This window comes from Ruegeria sp. HKCCD7181 (genome assembly GCF_057221055.1).
In genome coordinates this window covers 260,860-285,191 of the sequence record NZ_JBWVBC010000001.1, presented here as the reverse complement: position 1 = coordinate 285,191, position 24,332 = coordinate 260,860, and the positions used below count along the sequence as shown (strand labels likewise).

At 56.9% G+C, this 24,332-nt stretch carries 22 protein-coding genes and 1 riboswitch; of the genes, 14 read left to right on the top strand and 8 right to left on the bottom strand.

The features are described from left to right. The first annotated feature begins 8 nt into the window (after positions 1-8). From hslO to AC2TCY_RS01390, 8 genes are all read left to right on the top strand, one after another. Positions 9-995, top strand: coding sequence for an Hsp33 family molecular chaperone HslO (hslO, locus tag AC2TCY_RS01425; RefSeq protein ID WP_480844987.1), 987 nt, complete (start codon positions 9-11; stop codon positions 993-995). Next, complete coding sequence (locus AC2TCY_RS01420; RefSeq protein WP_480845479.1) at positions 985-1,584, top strand: CoA pyrophosphatase; 600 nt, start codon at positions 985-987, stop codon at positions 1,582-1,584. Before hslO ends, AC2TCY_RS01420 begins: the two co-directional genes overlap by 11 nt. Next, a complete protein-coding gene (locus AC2TCY_RS01415; RefSeq protein ID WP_480844986.1) occupies positions 1,581-2,735 on the top strand; it encodes a CCA tRNA nucleotidyltransferase in 1,155 nt (384 codons plus the stop codon). Before AC2TCY_RS01420 ends, AC2TCY_RS01415 begins: the two co-directional genes overlap by 4 nt. A 192-nt stretch (positions 2,736-2,927) precedes the next feature. Then, entirely contained in the window at positions 2,928-4,778 is a 1,851-nt protein-coding gene (locus AC2TCY_RS01410) for an ABC transporter ATP-binding protein (protein ID WP_480844985.1), read from the top strand. Next, the gene (locus AC2TCY_RS01405; RefSeq protein ID WP_480844984.1) at positions 4,775-6,607 is read left to right on the top strand and encodes an ABC transporter ATP-binding protein; all 1,833 of its coding nucleotides are present in this window, start codon (positions 4,775-4,777) and stop codon (positions 6,605-6,607) included. The genes AC2TCY_RS01410 and AC2TCY_RS01405 overlap by 4 nt, the downstream gene beginning before the upstream one ends. A gap of 39 nt (positions 6,608-6,646) precedes the next feature. Next, on the top strand, positions 6,647-7,876 hold the full coding sequence (locus tag AC2TCY_RS01400) for a class I SAM-dependent RNA methyltransferase (protein ID WP_480844983.1): 1,230 nt from the start codon (positions 6,647-6,649) through the stop codon (positions 7,874-7,876). 21 nt (positions 7,877-7,897) lie between these two features. Beyond that, a complete protein-coding gene (locus AC2TCY_RS01395; RefSeq protein WP_480844982.1) occupies positions 7,898-8,683 on the top strand; it encodes an ion transporter in 786 nt (261 codons plus the stop codon). 61 nt (positions 8,684-8,744) lie between these two features. Continuing rightward, positions 8,745-9,263 (top strand): L,D-transpeptidase family protein, encoded by a 519-nt coding sequence (locus AC2TCY_RS01390; protein ID WP_480844981.1) that lies wholly within the window; start codon positions 8,745-8,747, stop codon positions 9,261-9,263. Positions 9,264-9,269: 6 nt separating this feature from the next. Here the strand turns inward: AC2TCY_RS01390 and AC2TCY_RS01385 are convergent, their stop codons facing one another. From AC2TCY_RS01385 to cysQ, 7 genes are all read right to left on the bottom strand, one after another. Further along, positions 9,270-10,703, bottom strand: coding sequence for a nodulation protein NodH (locus AC2TCY_RS01385; RefSeq protein ID WP_480844980.1), 1,434 nt, complete (start codon positions 10,701-10,703; stop codon positions 9,270-9,272). Positions 10,704-10,709: 6 nt separating this feature from the next. Next, a complete protein-coding gene (locus tag AC2TCY_RS01380) occupies positions 10,710-12,410 on the bottom strand; it encodes a DUF5927 domain-containing protein (RefSeq protein ID WP_480844979.1) in 1,701 nt (566 codons plus the stop codon). Next, on the bottom strand, positions 12,407-13,393 hold the full coding sequence (locus tag AC2TCY_RS01375; protein WP_480845478.1) for a glycosyltransferase family 2 protein: 987 nt from the start codon (positions 13,391-13,393) through the stop codon (positions 12,407-12,409). Before AC2TCY_RS01375 ends, AC2TCY_RS01380 begins: the two co-directional genes overlap by 4 nt. A 165-nt stretch (positions 13,394-13,558) precedes the next feature. Beyond that, positions 13,559-14,620: a glycosyltransferase family 2 protein gene (locus AC2TCY_RS01370; RefSeq protein ID WP_480844978.1), complete on the bottom strand. Its 1,062-nt coding sequence runs from the start codon at positions 14,618-14,620 to the stop codon at positions 13,559-13,561. Between the two features lie 7 nt (positions 14,621-14,627). Next, positions 14,628-15,611: a UDP-glucose 4-epimerase GalE gene (galE, locus tag AC2TCY_RS01365; RefSeq protein WP_480844976.1), complete on the bottom strand. Its 984-nt coding sequence runs from the start codon at positions 15,609-15,611 to the stop codon at positions 14,628-14,630. Then, positions 15,608-16,408 carry a 3-deoxy-manno-octulosonate cytidylyltransferase gene (locus AC2TCY_RS01360; protein WP_480844975.1) on the bottom strand — a complete coding sequence of 267 codons (801 nt, stop codon included), beginning with the start codon at positions 16,406-16,408 and terminating at the stop codon, positions 15,608-15,610. Before AC2TCY_RS01360 ends, galE begins: the two co-directional genes overlap by 4 nt. Further along, a complete protein-coding gene (gene cysQ / locus AC2TCY_RS01355; protein ID WP_480845477.1) occupies positions 16,408-17,205 on the bottom strand; it encodes a 3'(2'),5'-bisphosphate nucleotidase CysQ in 798 nt (265 codons plus the stop codon). Before cysQ ends, AC2TCY_RS01360 begins: the two co-directional genes overlap by 1 nt. Positions 17,206-17,326: 121 nt before the next feature. On the opposite strand from cysQ, the gene AC2TCY_RS01350 reads away from it, so the two are divergent. Next, positions 17,327-18,148 (top strand): ABC transporter permease, encoded by an 822-nt coding sequence (locus AC2TCY_RS01350; RefSeq protein WP_480844973.1) that lies wholly within the window; start codon positions 17,327-17,329, stop codon positions 18,146-18,148. Here AC2TCY_RS01350 and AC2TCY_RS01345 read toward each other — a convergent pair. Then, on the bottom strand, positions 18,145-18,747 hold the full coding sequence (locus AC2TCY_RS01345; protein ID WP_480844972.1) for an alpha-ketoglutarate-dependent dioxygenase AlkB family protein: 603 nt from the start codon (positions 18,745-18,747) through the stop codon (positions 18,145-18,147). The two genes, AC2TCY_RS01350 and AC2TCY_RS01345, sit on opposite strands and share 4 nt — an antisense overlap. 214 nt (positions 18,748-18,961) lie before the next feature. Between AC2TCY_RS01345 and dnaK the strand changes: the two genes are divergently transcribed. The 5 genes from dnaK to thiS all read left to right on the top strand — a co-directional run bounded on the left by dnaK (position 18,962) and on the right by thiS (position 24,331). Next, positions 18,962-20,869 (top strand): molecular chaperone DnaK, encoded by a 1,908-nt coding sequence (gene dnaK, locus AC2TCY_RS01340; protein ID WP_480844971.1) that lies wholly within the window; start codon positions 18,962-18,964, stop codon positions 20,867-20,869. Positions 20,870-20,943: 74 nt separating this feature from the next. Then, a complete protein-coding gene (gene dnaJ, locus AC2TCY_RS01335) occupies positions 20,944-22,095 on the top strand; it encodes a molecular chaperone DnaJ (RefSeq protein WP_480844970.1) in 1,152 nt (383 codons plus the stop codon). A gap of 129 nt (positions 22,096-22,224) precedes the next feature. After that, positions 22,225-22,330, top strand: a riboswitch (TPP riboswitch). 45 nt (positions 22,331-22,375) lie between these two features. Continuing rightward, complete coding sequence (thiD, locus tag AC2TCY_RS01330; RefSeq protein ID WP_480844969.1) at positions 22,376-23,179, top strand: bifunctional hydroxymethylpyrimidine kinase/phosphomethylpyrimidine kinase; 804 nt, start codon at positions 22,376-22,378, stop codon at positions 23,177-23,179. Beyond that, positions 23,176-24,153, top strand: coding sequence for an FAD-dependent oxidoreductase (locus tag AC2TCY_RS01325; RefSeq protein WP_480844967.1), 978 nt, complete (start codon positions 23,176-23,178; stop codon positions 24,151-24,153). Before thiD ends, AC2TCY_RS01325 begins: the two co-directional genes overlap by 4 nt. Continuing rightward, on the top strand, positions 24,137-24,331 hold the full coding sequence (gene thiS, locus AC2TCY_RS01320) for a sulfur carrier protein ThiS (RefSeq protein ID WP_480844966.1): 195 nt from the start codon (positions 24,137-24,139) through the stop codon (positions 24,329-24,331). Before AC2TCY_RS01325 ends, thiS begins: the two co-directional genes overlap by 17 nt. The last annotated feature ends 1 nt before the right edge of the window (position 24,332 follow it).

Genomic DNA, 24,332 nt, shown 5'->3' with positions numbered 1-24,332 from the left:
GAAACCCCATGTCTATTGGAACGAAAATCGCGTGGGACGATACTGTCCTGCCCTTTCAACTTGATGTCTCGGATATGCGCGGCCGTGTGGCGCGGTTGGACGGGGTGCTGGATGGCATCCTGAAACAGCACGACTATCCTCCTCAAGTCGAAGCGCTGGTGGCCGAAATGGCTTTGCTGACCGCTTTGATCGGCCAGACTGTTGCGTTGCGCTGGAAACTGTCGTTGCAGGTGCAATCCAAAGGTGCAGTGCGAATGATCGCCACTGATTATTATGCGCCTAAGCAAGACGGCCAGCCCGCAAAGATTCGCGCCTATGCCAGTTTTGACCGGGATCGGCTGACGGACAGTGCGCCCTTTGATCAGGTGGGTGAGGGGTACTTTGCCATCATGATCGACCAAGGCGAGGGCACGCAGCCTTATCAGGGAATTACTCCTTTGGCTGGTGGTTCGCTCAGAGCCTGTGCCGAAGCCTATTTTGCACAGTCAGAACAATTGCCTACACGCTTCTCGCTGAGTTTCGGCAAGTCGACCGAACCCGGCGTCGGTGAGCATTGGCGCGCGGGCGGGGTCATGTTGCAACACATGCCCAAGGCTTCGCCCTTTGCAGCGTCCAGCGAAGGCAGCGGTGACATCCTGAGCGCTGCTGATCTGGTCGACGGAGAAGAGGGTGAAAACTGGGGTCGTGTGAATATCCTGCTTGATACTGTCGAGGATCTAGAGCTGATCGGGCCATCGGTTGCTCCTACCGATCTGCTGATCCGCCTGTTTCACGAGGAACAACCGCGTGTTTACGATGCACAGATGGTACAATTCGGCTGTACCTGCTCGGAGGACCGCGTGCGGCAAAGCCTATCGATCTACTCGGCACTGGATATCGCCAAAATGACGACGGATGAAGGTACGGTGACGGCCGATTGCCAGTTCTGTGGCGCCCATTATGTGCTGGACCCTCGCACGGTGGGCTTCGATGCCGAAGACACGGATGGCGCGTGACCCCATTAAGCAGCTGACGGCGGCCTTACGTCGCCCCGGTACCGGGTCCAGTGATTTTGATCTGAACCCTGATGTCGTTCTGCCGGCGGGTCGCAAATTGCGGCCTGCTGGCGTGTTAGTGTCTGTTTCACTGGTTCACGAAACCCCCCGTTTAATCCTGACCAAACGCTCCTCGGCGCTGAAACACCACCCCGGCCAAATCGCGTTTCCGGGGGGCAAGCAGGATGAAAGTGATGCCGACGTCACGGCCGCCGCTCTGCGCGAGGCGCGCGAGGAAATCGGCCTGCCTTCGGCCATGCCTCGAATTCTGGGCCACCTTCCGATTCATGAAACCGTGACGTCTTTCTCGGTCACTCCGGTTGTAGCGGTACTCGAACAGGGATTTGATCCGATCCCGGAGCCGGGTGAAGTGGAAGAAGTCTTCTCGGTCCCCCTTGCGCATGTGCTGGACCCGGCAAATTATGTAGTCGAATCGCGCCGTTGGCGTGGTCAGAAACGCTATTACTTTGCGGTGCCCTACGGCCCCTATTACATCTGGGGCGCTACGGCACGAATTTTGCGGGGGTTGGCAGCGCGAGTGAGTGAATGAAGCAGATCACCGAAGACTGGATCCAAGCCGAGCCGACGCAAAAGGTGTGCGCTGCGCTGACGGAAGTTGGTGCGCAAGCTCTGTTTGTGGGCGGTTGCGTACGCAACGCTTTGCTGCGGGCACCGGTTTCGGACATCGACATCGCAACCGATGCGCGCCCAGAACAGGTGATGGAGCTGGCGCAAAAAGCAGGGCTGAAGCCCATTCCGACCGGTATAGACCACGGTACAGTCACCATTGTCAGCGGCGGTATTCCCCACGAGGTCACCACCTTTCGCCGGGATGTCGAAACTGACGGGCGGCGTGCCGTCGTCGCGTATTCGGACAAAGTTGAAGAGGACGCAGCGCGCCGCGACTTCACTATGAACGCACTTTATGCCCGCGCAGACGGAACGATTCTGGATCCGCTGGGTGGGTTGCCGGACCTGCAGGCGCGCCGTGTGCGGTTCATTGGTCTGGCCGAGGATCGCATTCGCGAGGATTATCTGCGATCGCTGCGGTATTTCCGCTTTCACGCTTGGTACGGGGATGTTGATGCCGGGTTTGATGCAGATGCGCTGGCTGCCATCGCTGCCAATCTTGATGGGTTGGCAGGATTATCGCGAGAACGTGTCGGAGCTGAGCTTTTGAAACTGCTTGGCGCGCCGGATCCTGCGCCGTCGGTTGCAGCCATGCGCAGTGCCGGCGTAATGGCGCACCTCCTGGCTGGGGCGGACGACCGGTCCCTGCCCATATTGATCAAGATCGAGCAAGACGCAAACGCCGCACCGGAACCGGTGCGCCGCCTGGCCGCGATCACACCGCCAGAGGTGGCTGCGACCCTGCGCCTGAGCCGGGCACAATTGCAACGCCTGACTCGTATGCGAACCGAGGCTACGGGACCGGCCAGTATTGCCGAGCTGGGGTATCGCAACGGGGCCGAAGGTGGGCTGAACGAAGCCTTGCTGCGTTGCGCATTTTTGGAACTGCCCTGGACCGCAGATTTGGCGGAAGAGTTGAAACACGGTGCTGCGGCCAGTTTTCCCATCAAGGCAGAAGACCTGATCCCCGCATTCACAGGTGCGGCGCTGGGCAAGAAACTGGCCCAACTTGAGGCCTGCTGGATCGCCTCTGATTTTGCGATGACCCGCAAGGAATTGCTGTCCAAGTGAATTCAAGTCTCAAAAGGGGATGACAAGCGTTACCGTTTTTGGCTAGGGTGACGCCTGTCACATGGATGGAGGAATGCGGATGTATTACGGGATCTGGTTCGGCTAAAGCCGGGACGCTCGACCCGTTGGGGTGGTGTTCTGGCGCCATCTTTCTTCGCATGACCTATTTTCTGCTCAATCGGAGCACTTTCCATGTTTCGCTATTTCGAAAACCTCGTAGACCCTTTTGTTGCCTATAACGAAGTCGACACGCCGCCAACGCGGCTGTGGCCTTTTATGCTGGACTATTCGCGGCCCTTCTTTCGCGTCTTTGTCTGGACCGCGCTGATTTCGGTGATCGTTGCCGGCGTTGAAATCGGGCTGATCTACTATATGGGCCGCGTTGTCGACCTGCTGGGAAGCTCTCCCACCGAGGTCTGGCAGGAGCACGGGACCGAGCTTTTGCTGATGGCGGCATTTGTTCTGCTGCTGCGGCCGATATTGCATGTCCTTGACGTGTTGCTGCTCAACAACGCCATCCTGCCCAACTTCGGCACGCTGATCCGCTGGCGGGCGCACAAACACGTGTTGCGCCAATCGGTTGGCTGGTTCGAAAACGATTTTGCCGGGCGTATCGCAAACCGCATTATGCAAACCCCGCCCGCCGCAGGAGAGGTCGTCTTTCAGGTTTTTGACGCGATTTCCTTTTCTATTGCCTACCTGATCGGGGCTGCAATTTTGTTGATGGCCGCTGATCCGCGCCTGCTGATCCCGTTGCTGATCTGGTTCGTCTTTTACGGCTTTTTGGTGCGCTGGACGGTTAAGCGGGTCGGCCCGGCGTCGCAGGCTGCGTCGGACGCGCGGTCGACGGTCACGGGGCGCGTGGTGGACAGTTATACAAACATTCACTCGGTCAAGATGTTCGCCCATGCAGACCAAGAGCTGGATTACGCACGCGAAGCTATCGAGAAAACCCGCCGGACGTTCCAGATCGAGATGCGCATCTTCACTATCATGGATGCTGTTCTGGTTACGTTGAACGGACTTCTGATCGTCGGGGTGGTCGGCTGGGCGATTGCCTTGTGGATGCAAGGCAGCGCATCGGTGGGTGTTGTTGCGGCGGCAACGGCGCTGACGCTGCGGCTGAACGCAATGACCGGCTGGATCATGTGGGCGCTGACAAGCTTCTTCCGTCAGCTAGGTGTTGTGGCCGAAGGAATGGAGACCATCGCGCAGCCTGTAGATCTGTTGGATGCACCGGAATCCACACCACTGCAATTGACAAACGGACGGGTTGAAGTTCGTGACTTGTCGCATCACTACGGGCGAAAAACAGGTGGTCTTGATCATATCAACCTGACCATCCAACCGGGTGAAAAGATTGGTCTGATCGGACGTTCGGGCGCTGGAAAATCGACCCTAGTTAAGCTGCTTTTACGGTTTTATGACGTGGAGCAAGGGGCGATCCTGATCGACGATCAGAATATTGCGCGGGTCACACAGGACAGCTTGCGCAGTCATATCGGCATGGTTCAGCAGGACAGCGCTTTGCTACACCGCTCGGTGCGCGACAACATTCTGTACGGAAGACCCGACGCAACCGAGGAACAGATGATCGCCGCGGCCAAACAAGCTGAGGCGCATGAGTTCATCCTCGACCTGCAGGACCCGCAAGGTCGCACGGGCTATGACGCGCATGTTGGGGAACGTGGGGTCAAGCTCAGCGGCGGTCAGCGTCAGCGCGTGACCTTGGCGCGGGTGATCCTGAAGAACGCGCCGATATTGTTGTTGGACGAGGCGACATCCGCCCTAGATTCCGAGGTCGAAGCTTCGATTCAGGAGACCCTCTACGGCATGATGCAAGGCAAGACCGTGATTGCCATCGCCCACAGGCTAAGTACCATTGCACAGATGGATCGCATTTTGGTGATGGATGGCGGTCGGATCGTCGAGGAAGGTGCTCATGCAGACCTTCTGGTGAAGGGCGGGCTTTACGCGCAGTTCTGGGCAAGGCAGTCTGGCGGTTTCATGAATCCCGAAGCCGCAGAAGAGGCAGCAGAATGAGAATTGCCGATCTGATCCAGCCGTTCAGGACAACCGAAACGCCCCCGCCACAAACACTGGGGGCGTTCATTCATTGGTGCCTGTCGGGCGCATGGCCGATGTTGTTCCTGGCGGCTTTCTTTTCGGCTGCCGCGGGCGCGATGGAGGCCGGAACCGCTTGGATTCTGGGCCTTGTCGTTGACACAGCCACCGCCAGCGGGCCGGAGGGTTTTCTGACCACGGGAAATATGTGGATGATCGCAGGCGCGGTCGCGTTCTTCATGTTGCTGCGTCCTGCCTTGTTCGGCTTGTCGTCGCTGTCGAACAACTACATCGTAATGCCGAACTTGCCGCCGCTCGTTTTGGCCAGGCTGAACCGCTGGACGCTGGGTCAGTCGGTGACCTATTTCGATGATGATTTTGCCGGTCGTATTGCGCAGAAACAGATGCAGACGTCGACGGCTCTGACCTCGGTCGTGTCTGAAACGATCAGTGCCATTGTCTTTGCGCTGGCCTCGCTTTTGGGCTCTTTGCTTTTATTAGGGTCTATTCACCCACTAGTTATGTTGCCTTTTGCAGCCTGGCTGGTGGTCTATTTCTTGCTGATCCGCTGGTATCTGCCGCGTATTCGCAAGCGTTCGGCCGCACGGGCCGGTGCGCGGGCGATGGTGACAGGGCAGGTGGTTGATACGATCACCAACATCAAAACGGTCAAGTTGTTCGCGCATTCCGCCTTCGAAGATCAGGCCGCGCGTAACTCAATGGTTGAACTTCGGGAAAAATCGCTGGATTTCGGCAAGCTTTCCGCCAGCTTCCGCTTTGTCCTGATGACGCTGGCCGGAGTTCTGCCTGTTCTGCTTTTGGGGGCGACTCTGTTGCTTTGGCAGGCGGGGGCTGCGACCACTGGTGATATTGTGGCTGCAGGCGCTGTTTCCATTCGAATTGCGCAGATGACCGGCTGGGTCAGTTTCACGCTGATGGGGCTTTACGCCAATGTTGGTGAAATCGAAAATGGCATGAATACCTTGACCAAGCGGGATCGGGTCGAGGACGCATCCGCTGCAAAAGAGCTGCACGTCACCGATGGTCAGATTGATTTTCAGGATGTCAGTTTTGCATATGGTCGTGACGTTGGCGGAGTTTCTCATCTGAATCTGACCATAAAACCGGGTGAGAAGCTGGGAATTGTGGGCGCATCCGGTGCGGGCAAGTCTACCCTCGTTTCGCTTCTGCTCAGGCTGTATGACAGTGAAATTGGCGCAGTATCGATTGACGGTCAGGAAATTGCAGCAGTCACACAAGACAGTCTGCGACACCACATCGGGATGGTTACGCAGGAAACTGCCATGTTCAACCGCTCGGCCCGAGACAATATCCTGTACGGCAACCCAACTGCGTCCGAAGAGGCCCTGATTGCCGCAGCCCAAAAGGCTGAAGCACATGAATTCATCCTTAGCCTGCAGGACGCACAGGGGCGCACGGGTTACGAAGCGCATCTGGGTGAACGGGGTGTCAAGTTGAGCGGCGGTCAGCGACAGAGGATAGCGCTGGCGCGCGCGATCCTGAAAGATGCGCCGATTCTGGTGTTGGATGAGGCGACGTCGGCGTTGGATTCCGAAGTCGAGGCCTCGATCCAGACGGCTTTGCACCGGGTGATGGAGGGCAAAACTGTTCTTGCTATCGCCCACAGGCTGTCCACCCTCAGCGAGATGGACAGGATCATTGTTTTGGATCACGGACGGATTGTCGAAAATGGCACCCACGAAACTCTGCTGGCGCAAAACGGGCTATACGCTCGGTTCTGGCATCGCCAATCTGGCGGATTCATTCAGACCGAAGCTGCAGAATAAGGGTTTTTTTGCGGACCCGGCCCGGCTATCAGGCCATTCATGACACAGGACTACACAATTCTCCGCCTTGGCCACCAGGGGGACGGTATAGCCGAAGGCCCCGTTTATGCCCCACGCACTCTGCCGGGCGAGGTGGTGAGTGGCGTTTTGGCTGATAATGGGCTGACGGAAATTCGTGTCCTGACACCGTCGGACCATCGTGTGAAAGCCCCTTGCCGGCATTACAAGTCTTGCGGTGGGTGTCAGTTGCAGCATGCCGCAGATGAATTTGTCGCTCATTGGAAAGTCGATATCGTCCAAAATGCGTTGTCCGCGCAGGGTTTGTCCGCTCCGATGCGCCCGATCCATACCTCGCCCGAGCGTTCGCGCCGTCGCGCCACGATTGCCGTGAGGCGTACGAAGAAGGGGACATTGGCAGGCTTTCACGGCCGTGCGTCCGACACCATCACGGAAATCCCCGATTGCCATCTGTTGGACCCGGCCCTGATTTCTGCCATTCCAGTGGCCGAAACGCTTGCCGTTCTGGGCGGTAGTCGCAAAGCAGTTTTGGCGGTGACACTTACGGTATCCGAGGCCGGGCTGGATGTCTCGGTCAAGGGCGGCAAACCACTGGATGGCCCGCTGGAACTGGCACTTGCGCAAGCCTCCGAGAAATATGGTCTTGCCCGCCTGAGCTGGGACGGCGAAGTGATTGCCATGGTGCGGCCACCGACCCAGCGGTTTGGAACAGCCGTGGTTGTTCCGCCGCCCGGCGCGTTTCTTCAGGCAACTGCAGACGGAGAACAGGCTCTATTACAGGCAGTTTTGGAAGCGACAACCGGTGCAAAACGGATCGCCGATCTGTTTGCGGGATGCGGAACGTTCTCGTTACCTTTGGCGCAAAACGCGGAAATCCACGCGGTTGAAGGTGAAGCCGAAATGACCCGGGCAATGGATTTGGGCTGGCGCAAGGCGCTGGGGCTCAAGCGGGTTTCGACCGAAGCGCGCGATCTGTTCCGCCGCCCGTTGATGCCGGATGAGCTGAAATCCTTTGACGCTGTTGTTTTGGACCCACCCCGCGCTGGGGCTGAAGCGCAGGTAAACGAACTGACACAGGCCCAGCCCGCAGTTATTGCCTACGTATCTTGTAACCCGGTGACATTTGCCCGAGACGCAAAATATCTGACTAATGCTGGATACACCCTTGAATGGGTTCAGGTGGTTGACCAATTTCGATGGTCGTCGCACACGGAACTTGCCGCGCGGTTTACTCTGAACCCCGCAAAGTGATCAGACAGGAGACCGCCGGACATGGGGACCACCCAGCGTTTGCAGACCATCATCGAAGCTCCGGCCTTTGGTCGTTTCATCACTGGCGTGATCATCTTTAACGCGGTGTTGCTGGGGATGGAGACGTCGCCCTCCCTGATGGAACATGCAGGGCCGTTGATTGTCACTCTGGACACAATCTGCCTGTCGATATTCGTGGCCGAGATCGCGATGAAGCTGGTCGCCACCGGGCGCCGGTTCTTTCAGAGCGGTTGGAATATTTTTGATTTCCTGATCGTCGGTATCGCGCTGGTACCCGGAGCTGCGGGGTTGTCCGTGTTGCGAGCCCTGCGGATTTTGCGGGTACTGCGGGTCATCTCGGTTGCGCCGCGCCTTCGTCGCGTGGTCGAAGGCTTCATTTCGGCTTTGCCGGGCATGGCCAGTGTATTCCTGCTGATGGCGATCCTGTTCTACATCGGTTCGGTGATTGCGACGAAGCTGTTCTCGCAATCCTTCCCTGATTGGTTCGGTGACCTGGGTTTGTCCGCCTATACGTTGTTCCAGATCATGACGCTGGAAAGCTGGTCGATGGGCATCGTCCGCCCGGTGATGGAAGTTTATCCCTACGCCTGGGTCTTCTTTGTACCCTTTATCATGGTCACCACGTTTGCTGTAGTGAACCTGTTGGTGGGTCTGATCGTGAACTCGATGCAGGACGCGCACCATGCCGAGGATGAAGTCAGAACCGACGCTTACCGGGATGAGGTGCTGGAGCGTCTGGAAAACATTGAACGCCGCCTGACTGAGCAATCAAACATCAAAAAGTGATTTCAGTTTTAACAGAATTTGGCATAATGGCTTTAAAAAAGAGCAGTAGGCAGTGAAAACAATGGATCGTCGAGCATTTGGAATGGGTGCGATGGCAACGCTGAGCCTTTCAGCGTGCGCATCAGCCAACCCCAGAATTCTTACCTATGACGGGCCCGAAGTGACCGCACTGGTCATAAACAAAGGCGCGCGAAAACTCTATCTTTTGCACAATGAGAAGATTCTGAAGGAATACAAAGTCGATCTGGGCTTTGCTCCGGATGGAACCAAAACCAAACGTGGTGATGGCCGTACGCCCGAAGGAACTTACCTGATCGATCGCCGTAACCCAAAGAGCCGGTACCACCTCTCGTTGGGCATCTCGTACCCGAACTCGAATGACAGAGCGCAGGCCAAGGCCGCTGGTCTCGATCCCGGGGGCGACATTTTCATTCATGGTGAGCCTAACAAGCGATCCGAACGCAAGCGCGCGAAAAAGACCTCGGATTGGACAGCGGGCTGCATAGCGGTCAAGAACGAAGAGATCGAAGAGATTTATGCCATGGTCAATGAAGGCACGGTCATCACATTGCGCCCTTGATCTGGCCTACAGTGGTTTCCAGTCCTTGAACCCGAATTGCAGATAATCGCGCTTGTAAACGTCGGCTGCCTTCGCCTCTAGCTCGGCGTCGTAGATTTGGGATAAGGCAAACGGCGCGTCCGGCTCTGGCGTCTTTGGTACAGGTGGGTTTGGGTGACCGACATGCCGTGCCAGATCAGGCAGAGCCGTCGCAAGTTCATCTTCGCGCAGGATCAGATCAGGCATTGCAAAGGTGGCAATCCCTTCCAGCGTTTGCGCCTGACTACACCATAGCCCGTCCACACGGATCGGGGTTTGACCGGCCAGGATGTGGCCTAGCATGGTCAGAAATCCTGAAAAAGCCGCATGGTGCTGGTCTTTCGAGTAAGCCCCGGCCTCGTTTTTTGGTGGCAAGGGCAACTTGTAGCGGTTGCGCAGCATGTTGCGGATACTGACATAAGCCCCCAGGCCGGTGCTGAGGATGCGCTCGCAAAATACAGTATGGGCTCGGGCCAGTGGATGCCGAAGCACGGTAAACTTGCGGTGATCCGGATTGGATTGCATCCACTGACGCATCTGCTTTTGATTGCGACCGGTTATCAGGTCTTCAGGCTTTGCATTATCCAGATTGGCCAGCCACTGCGCCATCTCGGTCTCCGGCCCGCCGCGTACAGGTAAATACAACAAAGGCGTGTTTGGCGCGGCCACATAGCGTGACACCGCAGGCCCGCGCCGCGGCTCAAAGTTTGGGGTGCGATGCAGGTTGAAGAGGTCCAACCGGGAAACGGCTCGCTCCATCTCGTCCGGGTTCGTCACTTTGGACAAAGCCCCTGCAGGGTTCTGCCGTTTCAGATGGTCGTTTGGCCCGTCCAGTCGCGCACTGACCCCCAGCCATTTTGCAAGACCGTTCAGAACGTCGACATCGTTCAAATCGTCATAGCCGATGTAAAACGCGCTCTGGCCAGTCTTTTGTAGGTGGTTGAGAGCTGTTTGGTGGAAGGCTTGCCGTTGTTCCAGCTGGTCAGCAAATTCTTCGGCGTCGAAGGAAATCTGGGTCTCACGTCGCTGTTTGATGTTCACCAGTTTCCATTGCTTGGTCGCTATGGCGATTTTCCACGAGATATAGCTGTCCAGCGGATTGCGCGTCAGAATGATCTTAGCACAGCGCGGGTCGTCCAGAGCAGATTCCAAGGCGCGCGGATCGTGGTCGCTGAAAAACCGAAATCCATTCATTTCGCCCGGGGCCGACCGGATGGCGTCCAGCAGGGCCAATGGATCGCGGTCGCGCTTTTCGACTGTGAAGCCCAACAACTCGGTAAGCTTGGGAAGGCCAGCAAAATATGGATTGAACGCCTCGCCGTGGCAACTAACACCGTCTAACGCATTCAACTGCGATTCCAGCAGGTTGGACCCGGTGCGCATATCGGCCAGCACAATGAAATAGTCGAACTTTGGTGACATCTCTGTTTATTGCACCAGATAGGGTTTGCGATATGGCTTGGTCTGCGTGCCAAAAACATCATCGACCGGAAAGTCCCCCATCAGATAGGGGTGCATCCCCTGGTTCTTGAGGTTTTGCAGGAACTTTCCAAAACCGATCAAGTCTACCATCTGTGGAGCCTCGGACAGGTGGCTGGGTTGCTGAATTGCGATCTCATCCAGCACTGTTTGCAAGGGTTCCATCGGTGCTTCTACGAAATCTGCCATCGACCAGACCCGAGTTCGCGATGCGGCTCCGACCGCCTCAAGCGTCTTGAGCTGTTGCGTTTCGATCTGTTGCAGGCGTGCGGCCTCAGCCCGGATGTCTGCAAAATTCAAGTTGGAGCGAAATAGAGGAACAGCCCAAGCACCGGTTATGATCGAGATCTGGGCATTCTTGTCCCGCGCCAGAAACTCGTTGATCTTCTGCCTGTCTGCGGGACCGTGCTGAAAACACTGCCGTTCGCCCCTGGTGTTCCAGATCAGGTTCGTCAGAAATGCCGTGGGGTTGTAATCTCGCATGGTGGCGCAATCCGTAAGCGCGCCATTCATCAAGCTCTCATTGTTTGCAAATTGGGCCCGGTCCGGGTGGTACAGATGCCCGTGCACCCGCGCCCCGGTCGCGTTGCTCAGCCACGAGTCGAAGTCTTCGAATACTTCGGCAAAGCCTTGAAATACGGAATAGGGAAAGGCAGTCAGGCCATAATCGTTTCCATGCCGGGGAAAGCGGCTTGCCATGTACAGCCCGTCGCGCCCCCGAACGCGGCGCTCTACCGCTTTGGCGAATACGCGATCGATTTTACCCGGGTTGGGTTCAGCTGGTTTCAGTGCACTGGTCTGATCGGTGAGGAAGGTCTGAAAAAGACGATCTGCTTGAGGCCATATTTTGCGTGCGACAAAGCAATCGGATCGGCGCAGCAGTTGCAGGTGGTCGTCGTAGAAAACATGTGGTCGACCTTGGTAGTCGAACTTTGACAATGTGAGCGAGCGGCTTTCGATATGAGTGGAATAAAGCCTTGTTAGGGTCTGAAAATAGCTTTCATCTGGTATCCAGACCCGTCGAAAATAACGGTCATAGACCCCACGCCTGGGGTCCTGAAGGATCGCCGACAGAGTTTGTCGCGTCAGGCACCACCACTGGCTGCCCATGTGGGGCACCAAACCATCCGGGATCTTGCGGCGCAGATTCAGCCGCCGTTGCAGATGCACGTAAAAATCAAAGAGCTTGCGCTGCTTTCGCCAAGAAAACGGGAACCGCAATGTAAACCGCTCAAGATCCAGGCCTCCAACGGTCCACGTCACGTCGCCTGTCGTGGCGCTTTCGATGAAATCGACGCGGGGGCGGTCGGCCAGATAATCGATCAACTCGTCCACTGGGCGCAGAGGCAAGCAGGCACCGGAAGACAGGAAAACGTGCCGGACGTCAGGAAAACGTTCAAGCATCAGGGTTGCGGAGGATTGCGACGCCGCAACGATGCCCCATCCGCCCCATTCGCACACGTGGCGGTCGGAAAATAAGATCAGCGGATCATCGGAGCAGGACGAGACAAATTCTGAATAGACCGTGTCGCTGACCTTGCGGTCCACATGAATGACAACCGGGCAATGCGATGCCGTCCAATGACGGGCCACCTGTTCGGCCCGGTCCAGTGCGGTATGCACCAGCATGACTATGCCGAGACCGCTCATGCCCAATTGCCCTTGGACATTAGGCCCAAAATCTCAAGCTGACGCCAGTTCAGGTATTTTTCGGACCATTGATTCCGGAAAACGGGCTTATCCTCCAGCTGTTCGGCGTAAGCCCGATACTCACCCGAAGCGCGGTAATGCTCACCGCGTTGCAGCTCCTCGCTGGCTTTTTTGCCCAAAGTGTCGATCAGCTTGGCGTGCAACAGGGCGCCGCTTGCTTTTTCTCCACCTCGTTCATCATAAACCTGATTCAAGCCGCGGGGCAGCAGGGAGTGGGTCGAGCTGACATAGACATAGCGTTTGTTCCACTTGACCAGCGGGATCTTGTTAAGCGCGGGTGCTTTCGCGGGGTTGTCTCGAAAGAAAACCCGGGCGCGGGGGCCGCCTTGAATCCACAGATTGCCGTAGGTCGGGTTCCGCGTGATCATATAGTTACCGGGGTCAAACCAAGGCGCGATTTCGAACGGGTTCTGACCAGATTGGTATGTTGCGTCCTCAATCGGGCCTTCAGGATACATATCGACCAGCATCGTGCCAAAACTGCGAATGCCGGACCCATCCAACCAATCGGTCAACGCGCGGATTGGTCGTGTATCGCAGAAAGGGTATATGAAGAACTCGTCCGGATCGACTGTCAGAACCCAGTGCCCGTGTGCATAGGTGCGCAGCAGATAGTTGGACCAATCCACCCCGAACGTGGAGTTCTTATAGCTGGTATTGGCGCGCCAAACCGAGACATCGGGCTGGTTCGACAAATACTCGCGGGTGCCATCGTCACTATTGTTTTCAACAAACAGGAAATGATTGACGCCCAGTTTTCGGTAATAGGCCAAGAAATACGGCAGCCGGATCATTTCGTTCCGTACGACGCTGACCAACAGCACATCATTGGATTGAATGGTCGAGGTATTGTCGCGGACCGGCTTCAACTCGCGCCGTTTTCGAAGGCACCGCAACAGGCGACGCTTGCGCCGCAATCTCATGCGATAGGAATCCAAAAGGCTCACGCGACTGCCCAACCTTTATTATACGCGAGCATGCCCGGGGCGGCCGAGGCCAGAGTGGTGCCGGGCAATTGCCGCATTATGACATTTTAGAACTTTGTCAGGCAACGTATTTATATGTCGTTAGGAAGAAACGGTTTTTCCTCATGAAGTATTCCCCGTACCGCCCCATCCGCCGGAATTCATCAACCCGAGGCACTCCAATTGCGTCCAGTTTTCGTACCGTTCGGACTGATCCGTCCACAAATCCGGACCACTGATCACGCCATCATAATAAGCGCCGAACTCGTTCGGGTCGTGAAAATGCTGCCCCCTCTGTTTCTCGATGCGAGACTTCTCAACGACCTCGGGCAGAAATTTTGTATGCAGCAGAACGCCCGACGGGGCATCGGTTCCAGGCCCATCGTAGCCGAAGTTTAATTGCCTCGGCAGGGCGGAATGGCTGGAGTTGACATAGGCATAGCGTCGCGACCACCGTATCAGCGGGATCTTGTTCAAAGTGGGTGACCGTTGTGGTCGGTCAAAAAAGAACGCTCGTTCGCGCGCTCCGCCCTGAACCCACAGATTGCTCATCGGAGATTGACGTTCGGAGCGGTAGGGGCCGGGATCAAACCAGCACAGCAGATCGCAGGGATCGGAATCCGGATCATAACGCTGATCCCCTAAAGGCCCTTCGGGATAGAGGTCCAACATCAAAGTGCCATATACCTGACGATTCTGATCCTCCAGCCACTTGGTCAGGTCGTGCAGCGAGCTGGTATCGTGATGGGCGTAGATCAACAGCTCGTCCGCATCCACCATCAGGGTCCAGTGGCCGTGCCCATACCGCATTTGCAGCCAGGTCAGCCAGTCCACTCCAAAGCGCGAGGCGCGATAGCTGGACCGGGTCTGCCAAAGCGAAACATCAGGTTGATCCAGAAGAAACTCCACCGTCCCATCGTCGCTGCCGTTATCGACCATCAGAAAGTGATCGACGCCCAGGGCGCGATAGTGGCGAAAGAACCAGGGCAATCGGGTGATTTCATTACGCACCGTGGTTAAGGCCAGAATGCTATCAGGTGCGATCAACCGGGTTTTGTCTGACAAACTGTTCAGATCGTGCCGGCTGCGAAAAGAGCGCCACAGAAGGCGTCTGCGTTTCAGACGCAGGCGGTAATTTTGCAACCAGCCGAGGGTCGGCTGCATCTGTTCACCGCTTGCCGTCATGGATCGCTCATTTCTCGTAGTGACCGTTTTGGTGCCAGCGCCAGGCATCGGCAATCATCGTCTCTAACGTTGACCTTTTGGCCTTCCAGCCCAGCTCGGATTCGGCCCGTACGGAGCCGGACACCAGCTTGGTGCAGTCTCCCGCTCGGCGGGCGCCGATCGAATAGGGAACGGGCCGGTTGGTGACGGATTTGGAATGTTCGATCACCTCCATTACGGAAAACCCCGAGCCTGTGCCCAGGTTGAAGACCCGGCTGTCCTTGCCTTGTTCCAGCCATTCAAGGCCCAGAACATGCGCATCCACCAGATCGCAGACATGAACGTAGTCGCGAATGCAGGTTCCGTCGGGCGTGTCATAATCAGTGCCGAACACCGTCAGCCCGTCGCGCTTTCCATCGATAGCATCCAACATCAGCGGGACAAGATGCGTTTCGGGGCGGTGAAATTCACCGATTTCTCCGTCGGGATCGGCGCCGGCAACGTTGAAATAGCGAAAAATCACGTGGTTCAGCCCGTGCGCGGCCTGAAAGTCGCGCAGAATGTCCTCGATCGCACGTTTCGAGGCACCATAAGCGTTGAGAGGAAGTTGCAGAGAGTCTTCGTCCAGAACCACATTGTCCTGATCGCCGTAAGTTGCGCAGGTGGAGGAAAACACAAAGCTCCTGCATCCGGATGCCACGGTTGCCTCGATCAGATTCAAAGATCCTGTGACGTTGTTTGACCAGTATCTTCCGGGTTCGGACATTGCCTCGCCCACCTGACTGAGTGCTGCGAAATGCATCACGGCGGCAGGTTGGTATTTGGCAAAAACCTCATCGAGACGTTCACGGTCCATCAGGTCGCCTTGCTCGAATGGACCGAACTTCACCGCGTCCTGCCAGCCTGTGTTCAGGTTGTCAAAAGTAACCGGTACGTAGCCCGCGCGCGCCAAAGCTTTGCAGGCGTGGGATCCGATATATCCAGCCCCGCCAGTAACAAGTATGTTCGTCATTCCAGCCCCATCGCGGTTATCATCTCTTCGATCTTTGCCACGTCCTGCGGGTTATTAAGCTCCCAGAACTGGCGTCCTTTGGCCTCAACCTCGACACACAGAACTTTGCGACCATTTTCCATAAAGCGCAGTTGTTCCAGCCCTTCGAGTGTTTCCAGAGGCCCAGTTGGCCAGCCGGGATAAGCCGCCAGTGCGTCCGGGCGGTAAGCATAGACCCCAACATGGTGGAAAACGGGTGTTTGTTCGGCGCTGGAATAGGTTTCGGAAGTGAACGGGATTACTTCCTTCGAGAAGTAAAGCGCGCTGTTGTCTGTTCCGAATACAGCAGTTGTGCCACCGACGCGGCCGTGGCGTCGATCATTCAGAAGGCCGTTCAGGGCGTCGCCGTCACAGCGCAAGACAGGGGTGGCAATTTCGGCACTTGGTGAAGCGCGCAGGCCATTGATGAGGTCCTCGACAAACCAATGCGGCGTCAGCGGGGCATCGCCTTGCAGATTGACTACGATGTCATACCCGCTACCCAATACCGCATGCGCCTCGGCGCAGCGTTCAGTGCCGTTGGCACAGGATTCCGAGGTCATAACGACTTCGGCCCCGAACCCTTCCGCAACGTCGCGAATACGGTCGTCATCGGTCGCCACCACCACACGATCGACGCCTGCGACCGATTTCGCGGCACGCCAGCTGCGTTCGATCAGGGTCATTGAGGTCCCCTTGGCGCCAGTCAACGGAACCAGAGGTTTTCCAGGGTAGCGGGATGAAGCATAGCGGGCTGGAATAGCGATCAGTACAGACATCAGGCTTCCTTCAGTTCAACGCCCGGAGCATAGGCAATGAAGAACGGGTTGGCGTAATCGTCTTTGCCGTAGGTAAGCGGGTTGTGATCGTCGAACCGCACTACTTTGCCACCCGCTCCGGTCAGCACTGCGTGACCAGCGGCCGTATCCCATTCCATCGTGCGGCCTACACGAGGATAAAGATCGGCTTCTCCGGTGGCGACCAGACAAAATTTGAGCGACGAACCCGCGCTCTTGCTGTCACGAACTTTGTATTTGTTGATGTAGTCTTCAGTTGCCTGATCCCGGTGCGACTTCGAAGCGACGATCAGCAGCGCGGAATTGTCAGGATAAGAAACTGAAATTGGGGTTACTTCCCCTGGCGTTTCTTTATCCAATGTTCCGGTTTCTTCGACCGACTGTCCATCGGCCTGCGTATAGAACATACGTCCCTTGGCGGGCGCATAGACGACGCCTCGGGTGGGAACTCCGTTTTCAACCAGCGCAATGTTCACTGTGAAATCGCCCCGTCGATTGATAAATTCCTTGGTACCGTCCAGAGGATCGACAATCAGGAACGTTTCACCCTTTTTGGTATGCGAGGCCGCCTGTTCTTCGGTTACCAGAAGAATGTCCGGGAAAGCCGCGCGAAGCCCGGCTGAGATCAAAGCGTCTGCGGCCTCGTCCGCTTCGGTCACCGGGCTGGAGTCGGATTTGACCTTTACGTCGAAATCGTCTGCCTCATAGATCTGCATGATCTTGTCTCCGGCCTCCAGGGCAAGGCGCCGGATTACCGGGATAAGGGCGTCATAGGTCACAAAATGCTCCGTCTTCATGGTTTGTTGATCCGAAATCGTGACGGTCTTATGCTTTGGTGGATACGGAACGGCAAGAATTTCGTGCCAGATTACTGGTGTCACAGCAGGAAAGAACGTTCGAGTGTTTCACTACAAGCGCAATCAGACGATGCTGGGCGGTGCCTTCACCACTGCCGAACTGGTTTTTCATGCGGTGGTGCGCAGCGTACGCGCGCAGCATTCCAATGCTGTTGTGGCGATCGTGATAAACATCGTTCAGGTGATATTGGTGGCCACCGTGTTCTACCTGATCTTGTCGCTAATGGGTGCACGGGTGGCCAAAATCCGCGGAGAATTTATTCTATACATCCTCTCCGGAGTGTTCCTGTTCATAACACATATCAAGTCAGTGGGTGCGATCGCAGGGGTCGGGAGCGGAAACAACCCGATGATGCTGCATTCGCCGATGAACATGATGGTGATGCTGTTGGCATCGGGGTTCGGCGCGCTCTACACGCAACTAGTGTCCATACTGGTTATTCTGTTTGTTTACAGCGTAGCCGTCACTCCATTGGAGATTCAGGAGCCCGGTGGGGCCTTCGCGATGCTGGTTCTGGCATGGTTTACGGGTTGTTCAGTTGGGATGATCCTATTGGCACTGACACCCTGGTTCCCCAGATTGGCCACCATCCTCTCGAACATCTACCGAAGGATGAACATGGTGTTTTCGGGAAAGATGTTTGTCGGCAATGCGCTGGGCGGTTTCATGTTAGGCATGTTCGCGTGGAATCCCTTGTTTCACGTGATTGATCAATGCCGGGGATTTGTCTTTCGAAACTACTTTCCACGCAATTCAAGCTGGGAATACGCGCTTTGGGTCGGGATTGTTCTGCTGATGATCGGATTGCTGGCCGAGTTTTATACCCGCAAGCAAGTCTCGCAGAGCTGGGATGCGCGGCGCTAAGACGCCACACGCAGTGTCAGGTTGATCCGCCCACCCTTCGGCAACAGCCGGGACGAACCAAATCGAATGCGGTCTACCCCGTGATACGTCAGCCGGGCGGGACCGCCCATGATCACCACATCCCCTGAGTTTAGCCAGACCGACTCGGTCTTGCCGCCCCTCTTAGTGTTGCCGATGCGGAACAGGGCATCGTCGCCCAACGAAACCGATACCACAGGCCACGAGAAATCTTCTTCGTCCTTGTCCTGATGCATCCCCATCCGGGCGTCTTCACCGTAGTAATTGATCAAGCAGCAATCCGGCGCACGGTTCGCGCCCGTCACATCCTGCCAGATGTTCAAGATTTCATTGGGGATTTCGGGCCACGCCATGCCCTTTGGGTGGTTGGCCTGATATCGGTAGCCGCCGCGGTCGGACACCCATCCCAGCTGTCCTGCTGATGTCATTCGCACCGACATTTGTTTGCCCGAGGACGTTGATGGCCGAAACAACGGAGCGGATTTCAGAATCGGTCGCAAGCCTTCGATCAGGGAGTTTTGCGCAGCGATGTCCAGATACCCTTTTCTGATGTCGAAGCCCCGCAATATCAGCCGTGTCATCCCTGAATCCCCATTCCTTACCAATTCCTTGCGAAAAAAGGCCTCAGATTCCCGAAAACCTGCATTTCTGAACGCTTGCAGGCCTCCGGTCCCGCCCTTATATACGCCTCGACGCGCGATGGTGTAGTGCTGTCGCGCACATCAGATCGGGGACGGGATGCCAAAACGGGTCCGGCCCTCGGGACATCGCCTTGAAGAGAAAGGGATTGCAAAAATGGGAAAAGTAATCGGGATTGACCTCGGGACCACCAACTCATGTGTGGCCATCATGGATGGCTCGCAGCCGAAGGTCATCGAAAACGCCGAAGGGGCGCGGACCACGCCCTCGATCGTCGCCTTCACCGAAGATGAGCGACTGGTCGGTCAGCCTGCGAAACGTCAGGCGGTCACCAACCCCGACAACACGATCTTTGGTGTCAAGCGCCTCATCGGCCGTCGTGTGGATGATGCCGAAGTCGAAAAAGACAAGAAAATGGTGCCGTATGCCATCGTCAATGGCGGCAACGGTGACGCGTGGGTTGAGGCCCGCGGTGAAAAGTACTCCCCAAGCCAGATCTCGGCCTTCACTCTGGGTAAGATGAAGGAAACCGCCGAGAGCTATCTGGGTGAGGAAGTCACGCAGGCGGTTATTACCGTTCCGGCATACTTCAACGACGCTCAGCGCCAGGCCACCAAAGACGCCGGTAAAATCGCCGGTCTGGAAGTGCTGCGGATCATCAACGAACCGACAGCCGCCGCGCTGGCCTATGGTCTGGACAAGGAAGAAACCCAAACCATCGCGGTTTATGACCTTGGTGGCGGTACCTTCGACGTGACCATCCTGGAAATCGACGATGGTCTGTTCGAGGTCAAATCGACCAACGGTGACACCTTCCTGGGTGGTGAAGACTTTGACATGCGCATCGTCAACTACCTGGCGGATGAGTTCAAAAAAGAACACGGTGTCGATCTGTCCAGCGACAAAATGGCCCTGCAGCGTCTGAAAGAAGCCGCTGAGAAAGCCAAGATCGAGCTGTCTTCGACCTCGCAGACCGAGATTAACCAGCCGTTCATCTCGATGGGTGCAAACGGCCAGCCGCTGCACATGGTCATGAAGCTGACCCGTGCCAAGCTGGAATCGCTGGTTGGCGATCTGATCAAGAAGTCGATGAAGCCCTGTCAGGCCGCTCTGAAAGACGCAGGCTTGTCGGCTGGCGACATCGATGAGGTTGTTCTGGTCGGTGGTATGACCCGGATGCCGAAGGTGATCGAAGAGGTCACCAAATTCTTCGGTAAAGAGCCGCACAAGGGTGTGAACCCGGATGAAGTTGTTGCCATGGGCGCCGCCATTCAGGCCGGTGTTCTGCAGGGCGACGTCAAAGACGTGGTTCTGCTGGACGTGACCCCGCTGTCGCTGGGTATTGAAACGCTGGGCGGCGTGTTCACCCGCCTGATCGACCGCAACACCACGATCCCAACGAAAAAGTCTCAGGTCTTCTCGACCGCCGAGGATAACCAGAACGCCGTGACCATCCGTTGTTTCCAGGGTGAACGCGAGATGGCTGCGGACAACAAGATCCTGGGTCAGTTCAACCTCGAGGAAATCCCGCCGGCACCGCGCGGCATGCCTCAGATCGAGGTGACTTTTGACATCGACGCCAACGGCATTGTCTCGGTTTCGGCCAAGGACAAAGGCACCGGCAAAGAGCAGAAGATCACCATCCAGGCTTCTGGTGGCTTGTCCGATGAGGACATCGAAAAGATGGTCAAGGACGCCGAGGACAACGCCGAGGCGGACAAGGAACGCCGCGAGTTGATCGAGGCAAAGAACCAGGCGGAAAGCCTGATTCACTCGACCGAAAAGTCTGTCGAGGAACATTCGGACAAAGTCGATCCGACAACCGTCGAAGCCATCGAACTGGCCATCGCGGCGCTGAAAGACGAGCTGGAAACCGAGAATGCCGACAAGATCAAGTCGGGCATCCAGAACGTCACCGAAGCTGCGATGAAGCTGGGTGAAGCCATCTACAAGGCACAGGCTGAAGAAGGCGAAGAAGAGCCTGCAGCAGCCGATGCCGCGCCAGGTGAGGACGACATCGTCGATGCCGAGTTCGAAGATCTGGACGACGACAAGCGTAACTAACGGGTAACCGGGCCAATGCGGGCCGGTCCGGTTGCCGGGCCGGCCCGATTACGTTGAGACATAAGGAACTACTGATGTCAAAACGCGACTATTACGATGTGCTCGGCGTGTCCAAGGGCGCATCGGCGGATGAGATCAAGAAAGGCTTTCGCACGAAGGCCAAGGAATTGCATCCCGACCGCAACAAGGACAATCCGGATTCCGAGGCTCAGTTCAAGGAAGCGAACGAAGCCTACGACGTGCTGCGTGACGCCGAGAAAAAGGCCGCTTACGATCGATTCGGCCACGCTGCTTTTGAAAACGGCATGGGTGGCGGTGGACGTCCCGGCGGTGGTTTTGGCGGGCAGGGTGATTTCTCCAGCGCCTTTTCGGATGTTTTCGACGATCTGTTTGGCGACTTCATGGGTGGCCAACGTGGGGGTGGCGGCGGGCGCCGCGCTGCGCGTGGGTCTGACTTGCGTTATAACCTGCGAGTGTCGCTGGAAGAGGCTTATGCTGGTTTGCAGAAAACCATCAATGTGCCCACGGCAGTGGCCTGTTCCTCATGCGAAGGAACGGGCGCCGAAGGCGGTGTGGAACCCACAGCATGCCCGACCTGTTCGGGTATGGGTAAAGTTCGGGCGCAACAGGGCTTTTTCACAGTAGAGCGTACTTGCCCAACCTGTTCCGGCCTTGGGCAGATCATCAAGAACCCGTGCAAATCCTGTAAAGGCGCAGGGCGTGTCGAGAAAGACCGAGCGCTGTCCGTAAATATTCCCGCCGGTGTCGAAACCGGGACTCGTATTCGCCTTGCGGGCGAAGGTGAGGCCGGAATGCGCGGTGGCCCTCCGGGTGATCTCTATATCTTTGTCGAAGTGTCGGATCACAAATTGTTCGAGCGTGACAGCGTGAACCTCTATTGCCGTGTACCGGTCAGTATGGCCAAGGCAGCGCTGGGCGGTTCGATCGAGGTTCCGACTATCGACGGCGGCCGCGGTCGTGTTCAGATTCCGGCCGGAAGCCAGTCCGGTCGCCAGATGCGCCTGCGCAGCAAGGGCATGCCTGCCCTGCGTGGTGGCGGTGTCGGTGATATGTTCATAGAGCTGGCAGTGGAAACTCCGGTCAATCTGACCAGCCGTCAGAAAGAGCTTCTGCGCGAGTTTGACGATTTGGGCGAAGACAATCATCCTGAATCCAAAAGCTTTTTCTCATCCGTGAAGTCTTTTTGGGATGGGATGAAGGGCTGAAGCCAAATTTATTCGAAACCAGAAGGACCGGTTCCGTTGAACCGGTCCTTTTTGTTTCATAAGTCCAGTTTGACCGCGAGCCGGGCCTAATTGGCCCTTGATTCCCGTCCAAACCCCTGAGATTGTCCGCGCCAACCGTTGGGGTGCCCTGTCCTGGGGCTGAGAGGCGTGAATGCGCTAACCCATCGAACCTGATCCGGGCAATTCCGGCGTAGGGAACGGTCTCGCAGTTTACAGACGTTTTCCATGCCCGTTGCCCAAGAAAAGTTGGAGCAACAACATGGCGCCTATTGCGTTGACAATTGCAGGATCGGACAGCGGCGGAGGTGCCGGGATTCAGGCCGACCTCAAAGCGATGTCCGCTTTAGGGGTTTATGGTGCCAGTGTAATCACCGCAGTAACGGCTCAGAACACGCAGGCGGTGACCGCTGTTCACGGTATTCCGCTGGGAGTGATCGCAGATCAGATATCGGCTGTTCTAAGCGATCTGGACGTGCGCGCAATAAAGATCGGGATGCTTGCCACGCCCGAGATCATCAGGACTGTCACGGATGGCCTGGCGGACTTCTCGGGTCCGATCGTACTGGACCCGGTGATGATTGCCAAATCCGGCGATGCCTTGCTGGCCGAGGCAGCTGTTTCGACGTTGCGCGAGGTGTTGCTGCCCCGGGCCACTGTCCTGACACCAAACTTGCCCGAGGCTGCGCGCTTGCTGTATTGCCAGCCATCCGAGTCTGTGGCGGAGATGGTCGATCAAGGGTTGGCACTATGCGGACTGGGGCCTCAGTCCGTTCTTATGAAAGGCGGGCATGGCGCAGGAGATGTTTGCCACGATCTTCTGATCGGCAAGTCCGGATTGGTGGCCGAATACCAAGCGCCTCGCAATGCAACCAAGAACACGCACGGCACTGGCTGTACCCTGTCATCATCCATCGCGGCAGGGCTTGCTAAAGGGCTAAGCCTCACTGAGGCCGTCGCGGATGCGCATGCGTATTTGCAAGCGGCCATCGCGCGTGCTGACGAGTTGCAGGTGGGGCAGGGTCACGGGCCGGTTCACCATTTCCATCAGGTTTGGCCGGCGTGACGGTCTGGTCGGTCATAGGGTCCGGTGTTGCCGGTCTGGCCGTGGCGTCCGAGTTGGTTTCACGTGGCGCCAAAGTTCAGGTGTTTGATCCCGGAGGGCCTCCGGGGGCGCATGGGTGTTCGTGGTGGGCCGGGGGTATGCTGGCTCCGTGGTGTGAATATGAGAATGCCGAGGAACCCGTATTGCGGTTGGGTCAGACGGCGATCGACTGGTGGGCATCTCGTACGCAAGTGCAACGACGTGGCACTTTGGTGGTCGCCAACTCCCGTGATCTGCCAGAACTGCGCCGGTTTGCGCGGCGCACGGAAGCATTTACCGAGGTTGAACAGGCGAAAATCGCTGAATTAGAGCCTGATCTGCATGGATTCAGCAAAGGGTTGCATTTTGGGGGTGAGGCGCACCTTGATCCGCGGCAGGCCCTTCAGGATCTCTATCGTCAGCTTCAGATCGACGGGGTCACCTTTCACCGCAAACTCGCACCAACCCGGTTGGAGAACGCCATTGACTGCCGTGGATTGCACGCGCGCGAAATTCTTTACGATCTGCGTGGTGTTAAGGGCGAGATGCTGGTGATCCGATGCAAGGACGTGACGCTGACCCGTCCGGTTCGCTTGTTGCATCCGCGCGTGCCTCTTTACATCGTGCCTCGTGGGGACAGCGTTTATATGCTCGGTGCGACGATGATCGAAGCCGAGGACAGCGGTCGCATAACTGCCCGATCGATGCTGGAACTGCTCAGTGCGGCCTATGCGCTCAATCCCGCCTTCGGCGAGGCAGAAGTGTTGGAAATTGGCGTCGACCTTCGCCCTGCTTTCCCCGACAACTTGCCACGTATCCGGCGATTGGGGCGGACAATCTATGCAAACGGGCTCTATCGCCATGGCTACCTGCTCGCGCCTGCGCTGGCGCAAGGCGTGGCCGACCTGGCCCTTGAAAACAAACAATCGGAGTTGGTCGATGAAGATCGTGCTTAACGGTGAAGCCCGAGATGTTCAGGCCGAAACACTTTCGGATCTGCTGACGGAATGCGGTTTTTCCGGCCGTGTGGCAACAGCTGTGAATGAAGAGTTCGTACCGTCCAGTCTGCGCATTGCACTCAAGCTCGGCGATGGGGATCGAGTTGAGATCGTCGCGCCGATGCAGGGAGGTTGAG